Raw genomic sequence first — 21,081 nt, forward strand, 5'->3', positions numbered from 1 at the left:
ATGAAAAATTTATTATTTACAGTTGTTGGATTAATAGCTTTTAATTCACAAGCTCAGGTTACGAAAGACATGGGCGATTTTTCAGAAATTAGAACAACAAACAGAATCAAAGTTGAGTTAATTCCAAGTTCTGAAAGTAAAGTAGTTTTGGATTCTAAAGATGAAAGTAATATTACTTTAGTTAATAAAAATGGAAAACTTGCTATTAAAAACACGTTAAAAGAATTGGTTTCAGATAGCGATTATAAAGTTTCTGTAAAAGTATATTATAAGAATTTAAATAGTATTGAGGCCGAATCTGGAAGTTATGTTTTTAGTTCTAAAAATTTAGAAACTACTAAATTAAAATTGAACGCAAACTCAGGTTCTCAAATTGATATTAAAATGAAAACAAAAAACATTGAAGCGAAAGTGTTTGCTGGAGCAACGATGAAATTAGAAGGTAAATCTGATACAGGAACTTTAATCGCAAATGCTGGAGGAGCTATTGATGCAAAAAACCTTGATTTTATAACTGTTGATGCTACAGTAAATGCTGGTGGAAAAATCGATGTTAAAGCAACAGAAACAGTTAATGCAACAACAAGAGCTGGTGGAAGTGTAAATATTTACGGAAACCCAAAAACAGTTGTAGAAAAAACGACTGCAGGCGGAAACATAAACCGTGTGAAATAATTTTTTTGTAACTTGCAAGACTTAATATAAATGCCAATTCTTATATTGGCATTTGTTTTAAACTAGAATTATGGACGATTTTATCACAGCAATATCATTGGGCTTTTTCTTAAGTTTTATGATAGGACCTGTTTTTTTTATATTAATTGAAACCAGTATAACCAAAGGTATTAAAGCTGCATTAACGTTTGATTTAGGAGTTATTCTTGCAGATATAACATTTATTTTAATTGCTTATTACAGTAGTTTTAAATTACTTAGTAAAATCAAAGACGACCCAGCATTATTTATTTTTGGAGGTGGAATTATGGCAACTTATGGAGTTGTTTCTTATGTGAAATTAAAAAAATTAAACAAAGCAGAAATCCATATTGAAACATCTAATTATAAAAATAATTACTTTTCTCTTTTTGCTAAAGGTTATTTATTAAACTTTATAAACATTGGTGTTTTAGGTTTCTGGTTAGCAATAATCATAACAATGGGACCAGAGATGGATATGGTTCCTGATAGATTGTTTTTGTTTTTTTCTTATGTTATTCTAGCTTATTTGATAACAGATATTTTCAAGATATTTTTAGCTAAACAATTACAAAGTAAGCTAACACCAAAAAATATATTAAAAGTAAAAAAAATTAGTTCGCTTTTATTGATAATTTTTGGAATTGCAATTATGTCGAAATCAATCATTCCAAACGATTCAAAATTTATAAATGATACTATTCTTTCAACAGAAAATAAACAAAAAGATACAATACATTAGAAAGTCTTAGTTTTTACTAAGACTTTTTTATTGACAAAAGCCATAAAAAAAACTCCTAATTTCTTAGGAGCTTTTACTTTGAGGCATCGAGCGGATTCGAACCGCTGTGGACGGTTTTGCAGACCGCTGCCTAGCCTCTCGGCCACGATGCCTTGTGTATTACGAGTGCAAATCTACTACATTTTTTTTAATATCAAAACGTTTTTGTAAAATTATGCACGGTATTCTTCCATCACAATCGTAACTTGTTCAACATCACCACCAATCGGAGGATTAATTTTTGAAACTTCTAAAACAATTCTTGAAACTTCAGGGATTTCTTTAAAAATTCTAGTTATAATGCGTTTTGCCACATGCTCTAGCAACTTAGATCGAATTGCCATTTCTTCGACAACAATCTTGTTTAAATGAACATAATCAACCGTATCTGCAAGTTCGTCTGAAACTGAAGATTTTCTTAAATCAGCTTTAATTTCTAAATCTACTCGATAATCGGATCCAATTTTACTTTCTTCAACTAAACAACCGTGATACGAAAACGTACGAATGTTTTTTAATCTGATAATTCCCATTTCTATAATTTATAAACTCAAAGTTAGTATATTTGAATCAAAACTAGCAAAAATCAATACCAAATAAATCAACAAAATTTGGTAAATTTGTAGCCTTAATTCAAGAATATGTCAACAAAAGAAAAATCATTGAATTTCATAGAACAAATCATTGAAGAAGATCTTAAAAATGGTTTGTCACAAGATAAATTACGTTTTCGTTTTCCACCAGAACCAAACGGCTATTTACACGTTGGTCATGCTTCATCAATATGTTTAAACTTCGGTTTAGGAATTGATTATGATGCGCCAGTAAACTTACGTTTCGACGATACAAATCCTGCAAAAGAAGAGCAAGAATTTGTTGATGCGATTAAGAAAGACGTAGAATGGTTAGGATTTAAATGGGATAAAGAAGTTTATGCTTCTGATTATTTCCAACAATTATATGATTGGGCGGTAGAATTTATCAAAAAAGGTAAAGCTTACGTGGATAGCCAATCTTCAGAAGAAATAGCAAAACAAAAAGGAACACCAACTCAAGCTGGTGAAGATTCTCCATACAGAAACCGTTCAGTTGAAGAAAACTTAGATTTATTCGAAAGAATGAAAAATGGTGAATTCAAAGAAGGTGAACATATTTTACGTGCAAAAATTGACATGGCTTCTACAAACATGTTAATGCGTGACCCGATTATGTATCGAATTATTAATGCATCGCATCATAGAACAGGAGATAAATGGTGTATTTATCCAATGTACGATTGGGCTCATGGTGAAAGTGATTATGTAGAACAAATTTCACATTCATTCTGTACGTTAGAATTTTTGCCTCACAGAGAATTATACGATTGGTTCTTAAATCAAGTTTATGATGAAAACAAAGTTCGTCCAAAACAACGTGAATTTGCTCGTAGAAATTTATCTCACACAGTAGTTTCTAAGCGTAAATTATTACAATTGGTACAAGAGAAACATGTAAATGGTTGGGATGACCCACGTATGTCAACCATTTCTGGAATGCGCAGAAGAGGTTATACAGCGGCTGCAATTCGTAATTTTGCTGACACGATTGGTATTGCTAAACGCGATAATTTAATTGATGTTTCGTTATTAGAATTCTGCGTTCGTGAAGATTTAAATAAAATTACTGATCGAGTAATGGCAGTTCTTGATCCGATTAAATTAGTAATTACAAATTATCCTGAAGGACATGAAGAATGGTTAGATGCAGAAAATAATCCGGAAGCAGAAGAAGTAACTTACAGAAAAGTACCTTTCTCAAGAGAATTATACATCGAAAGAGATGATTTCTTAGAAGAAGCTAACAGTAAATACTTCCGTTTAACTTTAGGAAAAGAAGTTCGTTTAAAAAACGCCTATATCATCAAAGGTGAAAGCGTAGTTAAAGACGAAAACGGAAACATCATCGAGATTCATGTAACTTACGATCCAGATTCGAGATCGGGTAGTGGAAGTGAAGCTTCTAAACGAAAAGTAAAAGGTACGATTCATTGGGTTTCTATTCCGCATGCAATTGCTGCTGAAATTCGTTTATACGATCGTTTATTCACAAACGAAAATCCAGATGGTAATAAAGAAGTTGATTTCAAAGAATTTATCAATCCTGATTCTTTAAAAGTGATTACAGGTTATTTAGAACCTAGCTTGAGAACAGCTAAAGACGGAGATAAATTTCAATTCCAACGTTTAGGTTATTTTGCTGTTGATAAAGATTCTACAAACGACAAATTAGTTTTTAATAAAACCGTAGGATTAAAAGATACTTGGGCAAAATTAGAAACCAAATAGATTTAAAAAAGATTTTTTAGAATTTAAAATTGCTAAAAAATCTTTTTTTTATTAACTTTAGTGAATATTAAACTATAAATATAAAAATTATGGGAAGAACAGGCGGAACAATCGTAGCAATATTAGCTGGAGCTGCAGTAGGAGCAGTAGCAGGAATCTTATTAGCACCAGATCAAGGTTCTAAAACTCGCAAAAGATTAGGAAGAGGAATCAAATCTGGAGGCGATGAAATTGCTCATAAATTTGATGATTTAAAAGATCAAGTAAGATCATTAATGAATTCTAAAAAAGTTGATTTAGAATCTACAATCAATTCATACGTAGAAAAAGCTGGTGATAAAACAGAAAACGTAATTGAAGTTTTAGAAAAAAAATTAGCTGAATTAAAAAAAGAAGCAAAAGCAATTAACACAAAATAATTGAAATGGATTTAAATAAAGATTTAAAAGAAGACTTTGAGAAAATCAAAGTAGATGCCAAAGCTTTTATTGACCAAAACGTTGAATATTATCAACTTTTAGGGTTGAAAATAAGCTCAAAAGCCTTTAGTTTATTACTAAAGATTTTTCTTTTAGCTCTTTTTCTTTCAATTGCGTTATTGTTTATTTCAGTTGCATGCGCTTTTGCTTTAGGTGCTTTATTAAAAAGTTATACCTTAGGCTTTTTAATTATCGGAGCTTTTTATTTAATATTATGCTTAATCTTCTATTTTAATAGAAAAGCACTTATTGACATTCCGGTAATTAAAAAATTATCGAATATTTTTTATGAAAATTAATTTTTAAAATTTTAGTTATGAAACAATCATATAATTCGTATGAAGAAATCAACAGACATTTAGAGATTTTAAAAATTGAACGTGAAATTAGTTTTCATAGATTGATGCAATCAACTTCATCAATTTCTAAAAGTTTGACCGCTCCAAATCTTATAAAAATGGGATTAGGTACGATAGGTACAACAATTAGTAGTTCTTTAGGTCAATCAAAGCAATTAAAAGTTTTTCTTTTTACAACTGTTTTAAAATTCTTAATTAGAAAGCTTTTTAAAAGAAAATAAACTTAATTTAAAGAGTTTATCCTAATCTTTAAAGACAACATATCAAAAACAAAAATCCACCCTTAAAAGGTGGATTTTGTTTTAAATTAAATATCATCTGAATAAGTATCTTGAGAAGGTTTTTCGAAATCATCAATTCTACTATCTTTTCGCTTAGCTGAACCAGCGCTTTTCATTGCCTCTCCAACCTGATTACTCGCTGTAAATGAAGCAACCATATTATTTAACATGTCGCTACCAGCTTGAGGCGAATTTGGTAATAAAATTAAATTGGAATTGTTTTCTGCACCAATTGCTTGTAGTGTATCATAATGTTGAGTTACAACAATCAAGGCAGATGCTTCTTGAGAATTGATTCCAACTCTATTTAAAACATCAACACTTTCTACTAATCCACGAGCAATTTCTCTACGTTGATCTGCAATACCTTGACCCTGTAAACGTTTAGATTCTGCTTCTGCTTTTGCTTTTGCAACAATTCTAATTCTACTTGCTTCAGCTTCGTATTCAGCAGCCGTTTTTTCACGATCTGCAGCATTGATACGGTTCATTGCGTTTTTCACTTGAATATCTGGATCAATATCAGTAATCAAAGTATTGATGATATCATATCCGTAAGCAATCATCGCTTCGTTCAATTCACGTTTCACTGCAACCGCAACGTCATCTTTACGTTCAAAAACATCATCTAATTTTAATTTCGGAACTTCGGCACGAACAACATCAAAAACGTAAGAAGTTATCTGATCATGTGGATATTCTAATTTATAGAAAGCCTCGTAAACACGATCTTGAACTACTTTAAATTGAACAGAAACTTTTAGTTTTACGAAAACATTATCTTTAGTTTTAGTTTCGATAATGACATCTAATTGTTGGATACGTAAATTAACTCGACCAGCAATACGATCTATAATCGGAATTTTTAATTGTAAACCTGATTGACGAATGGAATTATATTTTCCAAAACGTTCTACAATAACAGCACTTTGTTGCTTAACTGTAAAAAAGGCACTTAAAAACAGGATTATAAAAATCGCAATTATTACATAATAAGGAATCATAGCATTTTTTATTTTAAAATTAATGCTGAAAATACAATAAAAAAAGAAATAAAAAAAACTCTTAAGCATAATATGTTAAGAGTCTGTGTTTTTTATTTTTTATCAAGAACTAATCGCACTTTCGCTCCTTGAATTAGGTCTAGATAATCTGCAATTTCTGGATATAAAAGCGAAATCATTGCTGAATATTGACTTACATCACTCTCAACTGTTAACTGAGTAGCTGTTTCAGATATAATTGTCCCAGTAACAGGCATGTCAAAAATAACTAATGAAATTTGATTTCCATTACGATTCCAAGGTTGATCCGTTTCCGTAATAGCACAAGTTCCAGGTTCGTGTTCAAATAAAGTTGCAGATGTATTATTTTCAAGTCGAATATAATCTTTATCACATCCTTCTGCGTGTGGATAAGATTCTGAAAACAAAGCTGTCGAACCACTCATTAAGCTAATCTGACCTGGAATCCAATCAACTGTAGTTGGAGTAGGTGTTACTTCTGTTGAAGTTGATGAATCATCTGATGAACATGAAACTAAAGCAAAAATTGAACAAAAGGCAAGCAATAAAATATTCTTTTTCATAATAAATGTAAATTTGATTGGTACAAGTATATAAAAAAAATCCCAAAGAGATGGGATTTTAGAAAATTTAGAAAAAAAAAAATTGTTGTTTGTTGATATGAAAAAAATATCAAATCCTTTAAAATAATCAAGGGCATTTGCTTATTTAAAGTTCTCAAATATATAAAATTTAAAAACACAAATCAAAACAATTTTTTATTTTTTTACGTTAAATTTTAATTATATCTTATAAGTATTAGAAATTCTTTCTAAAACTTCTGCTTTTCCTAACATAAAAATTATTTCGAATAAGTCTGGTCCTTTCATTGCACCTACAATCGAAATTCTCAATGGTTGCATGATTTTTCCCATTGGTAAATCATTTTCTGAAATCCAATTTTTAACGATTTCTTCGATATTTTTAGCTTCGAAATTTTCGATTGAATTTAAAATTACAGCAACTTTATCTAACAAATCATTTGTATCTTCTTTCCAATTTTTTAAAGCTTTTGGATCAAATTCTGTTGGTGCAACAAAGAAGAAATCAGACAAATCATATAATTCAGTCACAAAATTAGCACGATCTTTAACCAAAGAAACCACTTTTTCTACATAATCAATGTTTGTAGAAATTCCTTTTGATTCTAAAATTGGTAAAAAAGAATTTGCTAATTCGATATCCGATTTTGTAACCAACCATTGGTGATTAAACCATTTGTTCTTTTCTGGATCAAATTTAGCTCCTGATTTATTAACACGACTGATATCAAAACTTTGCGTTAATTCTTCCATCGTATAAATTTCTTTATAGGTTCCGTCATTCCAACCTAATAAAGCTAAGAAGTTAACAACAGCTTCTGGGAAATACCCTTTTTCTCTATAACCAGAAGAAATTTCACCAGTTTCTGAAGTCCATTCTAATGGAAAAACAGGGAAACCTAATTTATCACCGTCACGTTTAGATAATTTACCATTTCCTACTGGTTTTAAAATCAATGGTAAATGCGCAAATTCAGGAGATTCCCATCCAAATGCACGATATAACATAAAATGAAGTGGAAGAGAAGGCAACCATTCTTCACCACGGATTACGTGCGAAGTTTCTTGTAAATGATCATCAACAATATTAGCTAAATGGTATGTTGGCATTCCATCTGACTTGAATAAAACTTTATCATCTAACAATGAAGTATTGAATTTTACTTCTCCACGAACCAAATCATTAACTACTAAAACTTCGTCAATTGGTGTTTTAAAACGAATTACATACGGATCATTATTAAACAAACGTGCTTCTAATTCTTCGTGCGTCATATTCAACGATGTTGTTAATTCCTCACGAATCGTATGATTGTATATAAATGTTTTTCCATCAGATTCAGCTTGTTTTCTCAACGCATCTAATTCTTCAGAAGTATCGAAAGCATAATAAGCAGAACCGTTATGAATCAATTCTAAAGCGTATTCTTTATACAAATGTTTACGATCACTTTGACGATAAGGTCCAAATTTTTCGTTCTTTCCGATGGTTTCATCTGGTTCAATTCCCAACCATTTCAAAGCTTCAAAAATATATTCTTCTGCTCCTGGAACAAAACGCGTTTGATCCGTATCTTCAATTCGAATATAAAATGTTCCGTTATTTTTCTTAGCGAATAAATAATTAAAAAGGGCAGTTCTTACTCCGCCAATATGTAAAGGTCCTGTTGGACTTGGTGCAAAACGCACTCTAACTTGCTTAGACATTTGCTTTTAATTTTTTACAAATATACGATTATCAATAATTTCAAAATTATCTTTTGTCGATAAAAGTAATGGTTTTTCTACTTAATGGATTGAATATGATTTTTTGTAATTCTTTTGGATCATCAAAGACAATATTTGGTGTCACACGTAATTTTGCTCTGAAATAATCTTTTATTTTTGATAGAAATTCAGGAGATTCGTCTTCAGAAAAAATTCGAATATTAATTTCATCCGTTCCAATGTCGTTGGTAGCAATCTCAATCAAATGCATTTTAATTTCTTCAAAATGAGATAATACATCTTGCATTGCAGGCGGATAAAGTGTTGTTCCTTTGTATTTTATCATTTGTTGCTTGCGACCTTCGACCGGTCCAATTCGATATGTATTGCGTCCACATTTACAAATATCTGTGTGTTTACGAACCATATCACCTGTTTTGAAACGCAATAATGGTATCGCTTCAATTCCTAAATTGGTAATAGTTAGTTCTCCAACTTCACCATCTGCAACCGGTTGATTATTCTCATCAAGAACTTCGGTGATGATTAATTCAGGATGAAAATGACCGCCCATTTGAAATTCACATTCGGTAAAAGCAGCACTCATCTCGGTTGAAGCATAGGTTGAAAATAGTTTGATATTCCATTTTTTGGTGATGCGTTCAGCTAGAATAGAAGGTTGTAAATCTGAAGTACGCAAAGCTTCTCCGATACAAATTACACCTTGAATACTTGAATTTTGAAAATCGATATGATTCTGTTCTGCGTATTCTATTAATTTCAATAAAAATGAAGGAACCCCGATTAAATATTTTGGCTTGTATTTTAGAATCGAATCCCATTGTAATTGTGGAATTCCAGCACCAACACGAATTACACCGGCTCCTAATTTTCTAAGTCCTAAAAAGTAAGCCAAACCAGCCATAAAACGGCGATCCATTGTGGTCATTAATTGAACCAAATCTCCTTTTTGAATACCAGCGCATTGAAAAGAAATCATTTCGTTATAAGCCAAACGTTCTAAATCCTTATCGGTTAATCCAAAAGTAACTGGGTCACCTAAAGTTCCAGAAGTAGTAGCATAATCGATAATTTCGTTCATCGGAACGCAAAAAAACGAATCGTTATTTAGCTGAATATCGGTCTTGGTAGTGATTGGTAAATTTTGAAGTTGTTCTAACGTTTTGATTTGATTGATTTCAATCTGATTTTTCAAGAACAATTCACGATAATATGGCGAATGATTCTGTAAATAAACTAACAATTCTTGAAGCTTATCTTCTTGAAATGCTTTAATTTCGGCTACAGAACTTGTTTCTATTTTTGGAATCATTATGTTGTTTTTAATTGCTTATTAAAAATTTTTATGAAAATTATTTTCAAAAATTCACCTCGTTTTAAAAAAAAACACCGTTTAAATTACGGCGTTTAAAGTAAACTTATTTAAGATTCAAAGTTATCAATTATTTCAATTGATTCTTTTCAATATCTGTAAAGGATTTTGAAGATTTTGAATACGATTTTATCAACTGTTTGATGTCTGAATTTTGAGAATTATAAGATTTTAAAATCGAGTTTTTATCTTCGGATAAATTCATTTTATACTTCATCATTTTAGGCGTATTTTCTTGAATACTCAATCGAATGATTCGTAATTCTAAATTATTAGGTTCTTGTTTAATCGCATTTTCAATTAATCCAACACCTTTAGTGAAATTTTCTCGTTTTGATTCTTTTGTTCCAACATATTTAGATTGTAAAGCAAGTGCAGCACCTTTATAAGCTAAAATAGTTTGATTATTTCCTGAATAATTTTTTAGTTCATTATAGAAATTTAAAGCATTTTGTTTGTTGGCATTTGCTGTTGCATACGCTTTTCTAGCTTCTGAAAGTGTAACATTCTGAAAAGCGAAAATAGAAATAAATAAAAAAAGTAATATTTTCATTTTATATAGTTTTAAAATTACAAACCAATTTTAATGCCACAGTTTCATCAAACATAGTTGCATTTTTTACTTTAAATTCGTTTGTATTTGATTCTGTAATTTCAAGATTCAAAATCAATTCTGGATTTACTTCAGGATTGATTAAAGCCATAAACTTTACGTTTGAACATTGATACATAAAAAGCTTTTTAGACACAATTGATTCTGTAATTTCTTTAATCATTTGAATCATACAAACGCCTGGCGTAATCGGATTTCCAGGGAAATGGCCTTTAAAAATATCGTGAGAAGCATTTAATCGAACAGAAATTTTGTGATTCAAATTATCGATTTGTACTAATTCTTCAACGTTGTAAAAATGGTTTAATAACATAATGTTCATTCTAAACGGTAAAGATACAAGTTATTAATTAAACGAAAAAAAACTTTCAAAATAGAAAGTTTTAATTGTTAAACGTATAATTTAAACCTATTAAAAAGGATTTGTTTAATGAATTTCCATTAAAGAAATAATATCCACTTGTATAAATTGGTTCGATAATTCCCATTCTCATACGAGCATCAAAACCTAAATTTGGTGTAATCTGATAACCAACTCCTAAATTAATTGTTAAATCTACAGGACTATTACTTTCATAAGGAAAACTAGAATTTCCTCCAATCATTACTTCGTTGTAGTTGTATGGATCTTCAGAAACTTTAATATCTAATCCTGGTCCAGCATGAAAATTAAACTTTTTAACATTGAATTTATTTATAAAGTTTAATGAAATATAATTCAGTTTGATATCTGTTTTTTTGAAAGTTTGCGTATTTACATTTCCATATTGTACATCTGTCCATTTATAATTCTTTGCGCCTTGACGTAGATACATCACTTCAAATTGCATATTATAAAATTCAGTAAGCTTTAATAATCCAAAACCACCGATGTAAAAATCATTGCGATAATCTGTACCTAAATTTGTGATATTTGAAGCAGAATAACCCGCTTTTAATCCAGGACTAAAAGTAACTTGAGCTTTTGATTGAGTAAATACAAAAAACGCAATTGCTATTAAAATCTTTTTCATAACCTTTACTTGAGTTAATTAATTTCGATAAATATAATATTTTAATTTAAAAAAAAACACTATTAAAATAAACTCATTCGTTTATCTTAATAGTGCTTCTCAATATTCAATAAATAGTATTAGCAATTTCGAAGTAAAACCAAACTATGATCTTTTCCTCGATATTGATTATAGCACAAAACGTAATTTGCTTGTGACATTGATTTATTATTCCAAAGTAATTCGTTTGGAATTTCTTGTTTCTTTAAAATAGTTGCAGCTAATAAAACTCCAAAAGCTGAAGCAGTATCAAACTCAGCACTTAAATGCTTGTAATAAATTTGGGTTTTATCTTCAAACAAAGTTTCCATTTCAGTATAATATTCATTGAAATTAGAATCGGCATTTCGTCCAACAACCAAAACATCAATTTGTGATAAATCTATCTTATTTGCTTCTAAAAAAGTGGAAACCGTTTGTTTTAAATCTGATATTTCGATTTTATTTTGAACAAAAACATCACAGATTTCTGCATATGAATTCGATTTTTTTTCTGATGATATCGCTAGAAAATTAGCTCCTTCTCCAAACGGAACTCCAATTGAAGTTGGATTCTTGAAATCGATAGAAGAATTTTCATTTTTGATAACATCAATTTTCTTAAGCAATTTTAAAGTATAATCCGAAATTTCATCAATTCCACCAACCAAAATGCTATTTGCTTCATCGTTTTCTATTTGAAGTTTGGCATCGTTTAAAGCATTTTCAAAAGAATTCGCACCATTTACATAAGTAAAATTATAACCTTTACATCCCAATCTCAAAGCAATTTGAGAACCAACGGTGTTATGCGTGGATTGAATAAAAGATGTTGGAGTAAGAAACTCTTCTTCATTATCTATAATTGCGCGAAGAAATTTTTCAGAATCTTGTAAACATCCCATTCCAGTTCCGGTAATAATAGCATCTGGAATTTCAATTTCAGCTTCATTTAAAGCATTCTGAGAAGCGTAAATTCCCATTTTTACACCTTGTGCCATTCTACGAATCATCGCAGCTGGAATCATTTCCTTATACGAAGGATGTTTGGCGTAATTTACATCGGATAAATCTGAAATAAGTTCAAAATTAAAATCAAAAATATCTTGGTCTTGAATGGAAACCGAACCGATTCCGTTTATATAAACTGCTTTCATTAGTTTTTAGAAAAAATTAAAGTAGAACAATTTCCACCAAATCCGAATGAATTCGATAAAACGTGATTTATTTCTTTTGATTTCACTTCGATATTCGGAATCAAATCAAATTCTTGCATTGGCGTTTCAAAATTTAAGTTTGGGTAAATGATGTTATTTTGAATTGCAAGTACGCTAAAAACCGCTTCAATTGCAGCCGCAGCAGCCAATGTATGACCGGTATAAGGTTTGGTTGAACTAAAATCTGGAACTTGATTTTCAAATAAACGAGCAATGGCTCTACCTTCAGATAAATCGTTATTCGGTGTTGCTGTACCGTGAACGTTGATATAATCGATATCTTTAGGTTCTAAACCAGAAGTTTTAAAAGCCTTTTGCATAGCTAAAAAAGCACCTTCACCATTTTCTGATGAAGCCGTTTGATGAAAAGCATCGTTTGCATTTCCAAAACCAGATACAAAAGCCAAAACTTTCTTGTTTGATTGCTGTACCATTTCTTCCGATTCTAAAACCAAAAAAGCCGCAGCTTCACCTAAATTCAAACCTTTTCTGTTATCATCAAAAGGTTGATTGTACGTATCTGATAAAATCATTAAAGTTTTGAAACCGTTAATGGTAAATTTTGATAATGCATCCGTACCACCAACAATAACGCGGTCCAATTTTCCAGAATTAATCAAACGAGCACCCAACATCACCGCATTTGCAGCAGATGAACAAGCAGTACTAATTGTTGAAACAAATCCCGTTAATCCAATATAATCGGCAATTTTATTTGAAGAATCGCCTGCATCGTGACTGTTGATATATTTAGATAAAGAATCGTCCGTCAAATATTCATAAAAATGCTTTTCTGTAAAATCCATTCCACCAACACTTGTCGAAGAAATCAATCCGGTTTTAAAAGCATTAATATCTGTAATTCCAGCATTTACAACAGCTTGTTTAGCAGCAAAAGCACCTAATAAAGCCGTTCTTGTAAATGTATTATTTTCAGGTAATTGAAGTTGCTCAATCAATTGTTCATTAGTTAATTTGATTTCTCCAACTTTAATTTCATCAACGTGTTTTGAAGCGAAATTTTCTAATCTAGAAATTCCGATTTGTTTTTGAATTAAAGCATTGAAATTTTCTTCAACCGAATTTCCAATTGAAGAAATAATTCCCATTCCTGTTATAGCAACTTTTTTACTCATCTTTTATTTTGTACGATTATCAGCAATGTATTTCGCCATTGTTTCAATGTTTTGGAAAATAGTTTTCCCTTCTTTCGGATCGCTTAATTTGATTCCGTATTGTTTATCCATCAAAACAATTAGTTCTAAAGCATCAATTGAATCCAATCCTAAACCATCACCAAATAATGGATCCGTATCTTTGATATCTTCAATGTTAATATCTTCTAAGTTTAAAACTTCAATAATTTTTCCTTTTAATTCTTCTTTTAAATTTTCCATTTTATTTAAATAAATTTTCTATTTCGTTAATTGTATGTTCTTTTGTTCCTTGTTTTTCTATTAAATAAAAGACAGCTTGATAATCATCATTCAAAAATTCAGCCCAACCGCATAGCACTTTATCTGCTTTTTGATTTTGTAATAGATAATTTGTATAATTCAACATAAATTCTGTTTGATAATTTTCTGAACAAAAAAAGGCACTTTCGCTTTTTAGTTGATGTCTAATACTTACTTCACCAATGCAAATATTTGCCAATGTGTAAACAAAAATTGCTGGGCTAGGGAAGAAGTTGTCTTTATCTTGAATACTTTCTTGATGTTTTAAATCGGTATCTAAACTAGCACTTTTATTCGCAAATAGCAAAGCAATGTTATCTGCTTCATTTTTATCTGAAAGCAAAAACTCGGAAGCTAAAAAAGCTAATTTACTCAATCCATCCATCTTAAAAAACTTTGGATATTCTAATTGTAAATTTTTATATGTAGCTTTTGCAAATGCATTAAAATCGGCTTCATTAGATTCAAAAACTAAGGTTTCATTTTTAAAAACCTTTTGATTTTTAATCACACAAGAATTTGATATATAATAACTTTCTTTCACCTTATTTTATTTTTTTAAAACAATTGCCGAATTGCATCCTCCGAAACCAGAAGCTGTTTTTAAAGCATATTTAATATCTTTTTTCGCAATTTCGGTTGTAATTTGAATCGGTTGTGAAACACCTAAATTTACAAAACCTTTAGAAACAATTAATGTGTTTTTTTGCATACTTTCAATCAATAAAACCGTTTCTAATAAGCCCGAAGTTCCTAAAGTATGTCCAAAATATCCTTTCATACTCTGAGCAGGAATTTGTTGCATTTGCAAACGATTCAAGGCAATTGCTTCCATTTCATCGTTATATAATGTTGCTGTTCCGTGTAAGGAAATCGCATCGATTTTATCTGTTGTGATATTTGCTTCTTTTAAAGCAGATTGAATACTTAAAAACAAACCTTCTCCTGTTCTTGATGGTCCTGAAATATGATTGGCATCGTTGATGTTTGCATCTCCAATAATTTCCACTAAAGCATTCTCAGGTTTGGTATCAACAAATACAACAGCAGCAGCTTCACCTAAATTTACTCCTTTTCGAGAAGCATCGTATGGTTTGCAAGGTTCGTCACTCATTGCTTGAAACGAATTAAATCCCGAAACTACAAATTCAGTAACTTCATCGACAGCAACCACATAAGCATTTTCAAAAACTTGCATTTGTAACATTCGTTTGGCAACAGAAAGTGCCATAACACCAGAAACACAAGCGTTTGAAACGATAATTGGTTCAGTTTGAAACTGAAAATAATTCGCAATTTTTTTAGCTAATTGACTTAAAAAAGCACTTTGTAAATCGTTATTTTCTAAAGCCGAAATATTTCCTTTGGTTGTAGAAAGAATCAAAGCTGTTTTTGGTTGAATTCCGTTTGAATCAATTATCGGTTTCATTACAGAAATCAACAATTGTTCAATACGACTGAAATCATCAACACTTTTTTCAATCTGTTGGAAGTTTTCTTTGATTTTTGAATTTGGAATGCAAGAAGCATAAATATTCGAAAAAGCACCAAATTGCTCGTGTAAAGAAATACCAGTTTGCAGATTTTGAATCGCATTCCAATTCGATGCAACATCAAAACCTAAAGGTGTGATACAATTTGTTTGTTTTATAAATACATTTTTCATCTTACAATAAACCTACTTTTTGTTTCCATTCTTCAAAAAAGGAAGGTGGATTTAAAACTAAATTTCCATCCTTATCTAAAAAAACTTGAGTTGATTCGCCAAAACAAACCAACTGATTATTTGAATTATAAATTCGAAATCTAAAAATGATCTTTGCTGCCGGAGAATCGACAAACGTAGTTTCAATCCGAGCTGATTCGCCATATTTTAATGGCAATTTATGTTCACATACCGATTTTACAATTGGCGTTGTGAAACCGTTTACTTGCACATCGAGATAGGAAATACCGTGTTTTTGACCGAAAGCTTCACGACCATCTTCAAAATAAATGATATAATTTCCGTGCCATACAATTCCTAACGAATCAACTTCGCTAAAACGAACATCAAAATGTTTGGTAACTGTAAGTTTCGAATCTTCTTTATACAAATCTTTTCTTCTTATCATAAATCAGTGCAATTGCAAGCATTAAACTAAAAAACAAAAATAAGGATAAGATTTCGGGAAAAATATCTTTTATTCCACCATTTCTCAACATTATGTCGTAATAACCATTCAAAGCCCAGTTCATTGGAGAAATTTTTGATATAAATTGCATTACGGTTGGCATTGCAAAAACGGGAATCCAAACGCCACCTAAAGCTGCTAAAATAACAACGAAGGTTGAACCAAATGGCGCGGCTTGTTCTTGAGTTTTGGCAATAGTTCCTAATAAAATTCCTAATCCAATTGCTGCTAAACCAGCAAATAAAGTTAAAATAGATAAGTTAATTAACTTTCCATCAACATTGATTTGTGGCAATCCCATTTGTGGAAATAAATACAATGCAACGGCTAAAATCAAATAAAACTGAATCAAACAAATGATTAAATAGGTTGCTGTTTTTCCTAAAATTAAAAGAATATTTGGCGTTGGATTGGTAATTAATCGAACGTAAGTTCCTTGATTTTTTTCCTTTACCAAATTTATCGAAAGCGGAACAATGATAAAAAATATAGCAAACAAGGTCCAAGCGGGAACATTGTGTTGCACCGAATTTGGAACAGCATCGTTTTCTAGATTTGGAACAATTTCTTTGAAACTGATAAATTTATCGTTTGAATTTAAAGAAATTTCCGAACCCATTTGATCTTCAAAAGTCGAGTAAATCGCTTTGGTTTCAATTTGAGCAACCATTTTATCAATGGCATTGATAATTCCGTTTTTAAATGTAGCTTGCGTTGCTGGGTCAAAATACAATTTGATTTCCTTTGAAGGAATATCTTCGATAACCGTTTGAGTTGAATCGGTTTCTAAACCAAATTCTCCTAAAATCTGATCTACATTCTGACTTACTTTTTTATTTAAATCTTTAGATAAATCTTTAGGAATCACAATTGCAAATTGATATTTACCTTTGAAAACAGCATTTTTAGCCATCTCTTCAGTAACCGTTTGATCATCTATTTGATTGATAATCTCTAAACTTCCAGTTTCTTGTAATTGAGAATGAATCGCTTTTGAAATTTCGTTGTTATCATTATCAACAACCAACACGGGAATTTTGGTTTCAGAAACCACTTGAAATGCACTGTCTTGAATCAAAGTAACGGTTATTACCAAAACAATAGGCATAACAAACAAGGTGATTAAACCACCGATATCTCTTTTCAATAAAAGAAATTCTTTTTTTATCGCTTGTAATAATTTATACCACATCTCTCAATTGATTACCCGTTAATGCTAAAAAAACATCTTCTAAATCTTTTGCGCCTTCAGTTTGATTTACCAAATCGGATGGCGTTCCAGAAATAAAGATTTTTCCTTGATCGATAATTGCGATTTGCGTACATAAATCGGCAGCTTCAACCAAATGATGCGATGTATAAATAATTGTTGTACCAGAAGCATTTAATTCCTTTAGAAATTCAATAATCACATTTCTAGATTGTACGTCAACTCCAACGGTTGGTTCATCCAAAAAGAGAATTTTAGGCTGATGTAATAAACCTGCAATCAGATTAATCCTACGTTTCATTCCACCAGAAAAAGTTTCAATTCTTTTGTGGGCAAATGGTAATAATCCCAAACGTTCCAGTAATATATTGATTTTTGATTTCAGTTCTGTACCTTTTAAACCATACATACTTCCGAAGTAAACTAAGTTTTCAAAAGCAGTTAATGTGGGATAAAGCGCGTATTCTTGAGGAACAACTCCAATAAATTTTTTGATTTGCTGACTGTTTTTATCAAAAGATAAACCGTCGATTAGAAAAGTTCCTGTTGTTGGCATTATCAAACCACAAAGCATCGAAATCAAAGTTGTTTTTCCGGCTCCGTTTGGACCTAATAATCCGTAAATTTCTCCTTGGTTGATTTGTAAAGACAAATCTTGTACTGAGAAGAAATCAGCATTTTTATATTTTTTATATAAATTATCAATTTTAATAATAGCTTTCATTAGATGGCTTTTTTAAGTTTTTTAAAGAAAGCTTCTTCCAAATCGGCAATGTGAATCAATTCGGCAGACAATGCTTCGTAAACATTCTCTTGGTTGCTTCTTTGCTTATAAACACGTGAAGCATTCACAGCAAAATCGCGCCATAAATCACCAATTTTCATCATCTCTAAAGATAATTCTTCTAATTGTTTATTATTTAAAATTTCGGCAGCTTGTTGAAGAAATGCTGCATAAATAAAACGGAAACCACCGCCACCTGTTCCAATTTCTTCTTGCATACGAACAATTTGTCCCAAATAATGATTTGCTTTCTTTACGCCGTGTTTTTTAGGCCATTTTAAAATTGCTCTTCCAACCATACGAATTCCACGAACACCAATAATTGGGACTGGAGCAAGCATATCGTTACAAGTCTTTTTGATGGCTTTTTTAATTGCCGGAGCTAAATCAATATTTTGAGGAATATAAATCGGATAATAAAGTTGTCCTTTTGGTGCTAAAGCTCCTTTAGCAAAACGAACACGTTCTAATTCTTCTTCGGTTAAAAGCGTTGTAGTTTCCATAACTGGGTCGCTAATCAGGAAATTACCGTTTTCTTTACCGAAAACAACCAAATTATGCGCATTGAAATGAAAACGATATTCGTCTGGAAAATAGCTTAAATGATAAACTCCAACTTGCAAACCTGTTGGAATATTATTGCGTAAATTTTCTTCTAAAACTTCTTGAGCTTTTCTCTTATTAGAAAATTTGATTCTTTTGATTTTAATACCTAAACGATTGGCTAATCGATTGAAAATTTGTCCAGGTAAAGGACGATATGAAACCGCCGGAGCGTGATTTATTTTTAAAAAAGGTAAATAAACAAAAAACAACCCAGAGCCAATTCCGAAAACCATCGGTTCATTTAATTCTAAACCTTGGTTGCGTAACAAGTTAGAAGCTACGCCGTTTTCGCAATGTGCTGTTTGATGATGTGTAAATGTTGCGCGCATTAATTTCCTGTAAATGTTGTTAATTCTTGTACAGAAATATTAAAGGTTTCTGCATATTTTTTTAAAGTGGATTCGCTTAAATTTTTGAAAACCTTAGGATTGCGATGACGTTTGATTTGCCAAACCCATTTTCCCATATAATCGGCTAAAAGTTTCCAATCCATTCGGTTTAGCTCCATAAAATATTCAACAGGACTTGCTTCGCCTTTTTGAACTTTTAATTTCGCTTCTTGGACAATTTCATTTAAATGATTTAGATTATTTTCTTGAATAGTGGTTTTAACATCCCAACCCGAACTCAATTCGGTTGTGAATTTTCCATCATCATCAATCGCATAACAAATTTCTTTTAAATTTTTATCTTTTAAGCTGCTTTGATCTTGAGGTACTTCGGATTTTTTCATAGTTCCTAATTTTTTTACAATATTATAAATTCAAAAATAGAATCGAATTTAATTTGCAATCACCGTTTTAAGTTCGCCAGTTGCGATAATATTTCCATTACATTTAGAAACGATTTCAACTAAAGTTATTCCTAAATATTCTTGAATAATAGTAACTTCCGTTTCAATTTCTTCATCAATTTGAGGTAATCTTTCAATTTGAATTTTCTTAATCGAACCGATATAACCCGTTAAAGCTTTACCGTCTTCTAACGAATATTGATAACCAGAATGTAAGGCAACTGTTTGTGCCATATGTTCGATTAAACCAGGTTCTTTTAAAACATTATCTTCTACAAAAATATTATCTTCTAAAACTTTTAATCCTCCAATGATATAATTTTCAGTAAAATCTATCAATTTATCGACCATAACAATCGGAGATCGATGTGGAATATACGATTCAATCAATTTTTTATCAGTAATTGGAAAAATAGTTTTCATATTAGCAAACAGTTAAATAAGCATACGAATATGAAAAACGTCCACTTTCAGGAACAGACAATAATATTTTTTGTCCTTTTTTAAGATTTCCTGAATTAAATAATTCTTCTAGCATTAGATAAATAGAAGCAGAACCAACATTTCCTACTTTAAATAAATTCATAAACCATTTTTCATCTTCAAGTACGATTCCTGCTTCTGCAAGTTGATCTTGAAGTCCTTTTTTAAAGAAGTTAGATGAAATATGAGGTAAGAAATAATCGATTTGATCTGCTGTAATTTGATGTTTATCCATAGCAGATTTCATACTTTCAACACCTTTTGTTAAAATATGTTTATCTAAAATTTTTACATCTTGCTTCAATGAGAATACAGATTCTGTTAACCATTCTTCAGCTTTGTAATCGCTCCAAGGTTTGATTGAACCGTCTTCTAATTTATCACCACCTGCATACATACAAGCTTCGATTTCATGCGCATAAGAATATGCATCCATCCATTCAATTTTCAAAGATAATTCTTCTGGATTTGACTTGTTTTGAAGTAAAAATGCAGCAGCTCCATCAGATAACATCCAACGCAGAAAATCTTTCTTAAAAGCGATAATTGGTTGTTGTTCTAAATCGTTTAAATTTTCGATTTCTTTTTCAAACTTATCAGCCATCATCCAAGTAGAAACACGTTCAGAACCCGTACAAACAGCATTGTTTGAACTTCCTGAAAGTACTGATAAATAACCAAATTTTAATGCATTCATTCCGGAATTACAAACTCCAGAAGATGAATTTAATTCAACTGATTTATTTTTTAACAAACCGTGAACCATTGCTGCATGAGAAGGTAATAAATGATCAGGTGTTGAAGTTCCACACGAAAGAACTTCGATATCTTGACTAGTAAAATTATCGTCAAACAATTCTGAAATAGCTAAAAAAGTTAAATCAGCATTTGAATGCGTTACATTTCCTTGGTTATCTATTGCATAATAACGCGATTGAATTCCGTTATTTCTCAGAACAATGCGTCTTGCTTTCGAAGGCGTATTATTTATCTTACCTAAAACTAGTTCCATTTCATCGTTTGAAATAGGCTCGTTAGGTAAAAATTTTGATGCTTTTGTAATGTAAACTTCTTTTAACATGTGTTT

26 protein-coding genes and 1 tRNA gene are annotated in these 21,081 nt (G+C 30.8%); 6 read left to right on the forward strand and 21 right to left on the reverse strand.

What is annotated here, in order from left to right:
* Both EG240_RS08620 and EG240_RS08625 read left to right on the forward strand, forming a co-directional pair.
* Complete coding sequence (locus EG240_RS08620; RefSeq protein WP_125018990.1) at positions 1-675, forward strand: head GIN domain-containing protein; 675 nt, start codon at positions 1-3, stop codon at positions 673-675.
* 67 nt (positions 676-742) lie between these two features.
* Positions 743-1,438, forward strand: coding sequence for a LysE family translocator (locus EG240_RS08625; protein ID WP_125018991.1), 696 nt, complete (start codon positions 743-745; stop codon positions 1,436-1,438).
* A gap of 81 nt (positions 1,439-1,519) precedes the next feature.
* On the opposite strand, the gene EG240_RS08630 is transcribed toward EG240_RS08625, so the two are convergent.
* Together EG240_RS08630 and folB are read right to left on the reverse strand one after the other, a co-directional pair.
* A tRNA-Cys gene (locus EG240_RS08630) sits at positions 1,520-1,590 on the reverse strand.
* 60 nt (positions 1,591-1,650) lie between these two features.
* Positions 1,651-2,010 (reverse strand): dihydroneopterin aldolase, encoded by a 360-nt coding sequence (folB, locus tag EG240_RS08635; RefSeq protein WP_125018992.1) that lies wholly within the window; start codon positions 2,008-2,010, stop codon positions 1,651-1,653.
* 108 nt (positions 2,011-2,118) lie between these two features.
* Between folB and EG240_RS08640 the strand changes: the two genes are divergently transcribed.
* The 4 genes from EG240_RS08640 to EG240_RS08655 all read left to right on the forward strand — a co-directional run bounded on the left by EG240_RS08640 (position 2,119) and on the right by EG240_RS08655 (position 4,860).
* On the forward strand, positions 2,119-3,801 hold the full coding sequence (locus EG240_RS08640) for a glutamine--tRNA ligase/YqeY domain fusion protein (RefSeq protein ID WP_125018993.1): 1,683 nt from the start codon (positions 2,119-2,121) through the stop codon (positions 3,799-3,801).
* 89 nt (positions 3,802-3,890) lie between these two features.
* Positions 3,891-4,220 carry a YtxH domain-containing protein gene (locus tag EG240_RS08645; RefSeq protein WP_235830358.1) on the forward strand — a complete coding sequence of 110 codons (330 nt, stop codon included), beginning with the start codon at positions 3,891-3,893 and terminating at the stop codon, positions 4,218-4,220.
* Positions 4,221-4,225: 5 nt separating this feature from the next.
* Positions 4,226-4,579 carry a competence protein gene (locus tag EG240_RS08650; RefSeq protein WP_125018995.1) on the forward strand — a complete coding sequence of 118 codons (354 nt, stop codon included), beginning with the start codon at positions 4,226-4,228 and terminating at the stop codon, positions 4,577-4,579.
* Between the two features lie 17 nt (positions 4,580-4,596).
* A complete protein-coding gene (locus EG240_RS08655) occupies positions 4,597-4,860 on the forward strand; it encodes a DUF6327 family protein (RefSeq protein WP_125018996.1) in 264 nt (87 codons plus the stop codon).
* An 86-nt stretch (positions 4,861-4,946) separates the two neighbouring features.
* Here the strand turns inward: EG240_RS08655 and EG240_RS08660 are convergent, their stop codons facing one another.
* From EG240_RS08660 to EG240_RS08750, 19 genes are all read right to left on the reverse strand, one after another.
* The gene (locus EG240_RS08660) at positions 4,947-5,924 is read right to left on the reverse strand and encodes an SPFH domain-containing protein (protein WP_125018997.1); all 978 of its coding nucleotides are present in this window, start codon (positions 5,922-5,924) and stop codon (positions 4,947-4,949) included.
* Between the two features lie 92 nt (positions 5,925-6,016).
* A complete protein-coding gene (locus EG240_RS08665) occupies positions 6,017-6,508 on the reverse strand; it encodes a hypothetical protein (RefSeq protein ID WP_125018998.1) in 492 nt (163 codons plus the stop codon).
* Between the two features lie 219 nt (positions 6,509-6,727).
* Positions 6,728-8,233 carry a glutamate--tRNA ligase gene (gene gltX / locus EG240_RS08670; RefSeq protein WP_125018999.1) on the reverse strand — a complete coding sequence of 502 codons (1,506 nt, stop codon included), beginning with the start codon at positions 8,231-8,233 and terminating at the stop codon, positions 6,728-6,730.
* A 46-nt stretch (positions 8,234-8,279) separates the two neighbouring features.
* Positions 8,280-9,566 (reverse strand): phenylacetate--CoA ligase family protein, encoded by a 1,287-nt coding sequence (locus tag EG240_RS08675; RefSeq protein ID WP_125019000.1) that lies wholly within the window; start codon positions 9,564-9,566, stop codon positions 8,280-8,282.
* A 130-nt stretch (positions 9,567-9,696) separates the two neighbouring features.
* Entirely contained in the window at positions 9,697-10,179 is a 483-nt protein-coding gene (locus EG240_RS08680; RefSeq protein ID WP_125019001.1) for a hypothetical protein, read from the reverse strand.
* Position 10,180: 1 nt separating this feature from the next.
* Positions 10,181-10,552, reverse strand: a complete 372-nt coding sequence (locus EG240_RS08685; protein ID WP_125019002.1) for a hotdog family protein — start codon at positions 10,550-10,552, stop codon at positions 10,181-10,183.
* A gap of 70 nt (positions 10,553-10,622) precedes the next feature.
* The gene (locus EG240_RS08690; RefSeq protein WP_125019003.1) at positions 10,623-11,252 is read right to left on the reverse strand and encodes an outer membrane beta-barrel protein; all 630 of its coding nucleotides are present in this window, start codon (positions 11,250-11,252) and stop codon (positions 10,623-10,625) included.
* A 119-nt stretch (positions 11,253-11,371) separates the two neighbouring features.
* Positions 11,372-12,427, reverse strand: coding sequence for a beta-ketoacyl synthase N-terminal-like domain-containing protein (locus EG240_RS08695; protein ID WP_125019004.1), 1,056 nt, complete (start codon positions 12,425-12,427; stop codon positions 11,372-11,374).
* Entirely contained in the window at positions 12,427-13,623 is a 1,197-nt protein-coding gene (locus EG240_RS08700; RefSeq protein WP_125019005.1) for a beta-ketoacyl-[acyl-carrier-protein] synthase family protein, read from the reverse strand. The genes EG240_RS08695 and EG240_RS08700 overlap by 1 nt, the downstream gene beginning before the upstream one ends.
* A 3-nt stretch (positions 13,624-13,626) precedes the next feature.
* Entirely contained in the window at positions 13,627-13,884 is a 258-nt protein-coding gene (locus EG240_RS08705) for a phosphopantetheine-binding protein (protein ID WP_125019006.1), read from the reverse strand.
* 1 nt (position 13,885) lies between these two features.
* Positions 13,886-14,488 carry a 3-oxoacyl-ACP synthase gene (locus EG240_RS08710; protein ID WP_125019007.1) on the reverse strand — a complete coding sequence of 201 codons (603 nt, stop codon included), beginning with the start codon at positions 14,486-14,488 and terminating at the stop codon, positions 13,886-13,888.
* A 6-nt stretch (positions 14,489-14,494) separates the two neighbouring features.
* Positions 14,495-15,610, reverse strand: a complete 1,116-nt coding sequence (locus EG240_RS08715) for a beta-ketoacyl synthase N-terminal-like domain-containing protein (protein WP_125019008.1) — start codon at positions 15,608-15,610, stop codon at positions 14,495-14,497.
* Position 15,611: 1 nt separating this feature from the next.
* On the reverse strand, positions 15,612-16,058 hold the full coding sequence (locus EG240_RS08720) for an acyl-CoA thioesterase (protein ID WP_125019009.1): 447 nt from the start codon (positions 16,056-16,058) through the stop codon (positions 15,612-15,614).
* Positions 16,033-17,310 carry an ABC transporter permease gene (locus tag EG240_RS08725; RefSeq protein WP_125019010.1) on the reverse strand — a complete coding sequence of 426 codons (1,278 nt, stop codon included), beginning with the start codon at positions 17,308-17,310 and terminating at the stop codon, positions 16,033-16,035. Before EG240_RS08725 ends, EG240_RS08720 begins: the two co-directional genes overlap by 26 nt.
* Positions 17,300-18,052: an ABC transporter ATP-binding protein gene (locus tag EG240_RS08730; protein WP_125019011.1), complete on the reverse strand. Its 753-nt coding sequence runs from the start codon at positions 18,050-18,052 to the stop codon at positions 17,300-17,302. The genes EG240_RS08725 and EG240_RS08730 overlap by 11 nt, the downstream gene beginning before the upstream one ends.
* Complete coding sequence (locus EG240_RS08735) at positions 18,052-19,047, reverse strand: BtrH N-terminal domain-containing protein (RefSeq protein WP_125019012.1); 996 nt, start codon at positions 19,045-19,047, stop codon at positions 18,052-18,054. The genes EG240_RS08730 and EG240_RS08735 overlap by 1 nt, the downstream gene beginning before the upstream one ends.
* Positions 19,047-19,451, reverse strand: coding sequence for a hypothetical protein (locus EG240_RS08740; RefSeq protein WP_125019013.1), 405 nt, complete (start codon positions 19,449-19,451; stop codon positions 19,047-19,049). Before EG240_RS08740 ends, EG240_RS08735 begins: the two co-directional genes overlap by 1 nt.
* Before the next feature lie 48 nt (positions 19,452-19,499).
* Positions 19,500-19,934, reverse strand: a complete 435-nt coding sequence (locus EG240_RS08745) for a hypothetical protein (protein WP_125019014.1) — start codon at positions 19,932-19,934, stop codon at positions 19,500-19,502.
* A 1-nt stretch (position 19,935) separates the two neighbouring features.
* On the reverse strand, positions 19,936-21,075 hold the full coding sequence (locus EG240_RS08750; RefSeq protein WP_125019015.1) for a beta-ketoacyl-ACP synthase III: 1,140 nt from the start codon (positions 21,073-21,075) through the stop codon (positions 19,936-19,938).
* Positions 21,076-21,081 lie beyond the last annotated feature (6 nt).

Source organism: Paenimyroides tangerinum (assembly GCF_003865405.1).
GTDB lineage: Bacteria > Bacteroidota > Bacteroidia > Flavobacteriales > Flavobacteriaceae > Flavobacterium > Flavobacterium tangerinum.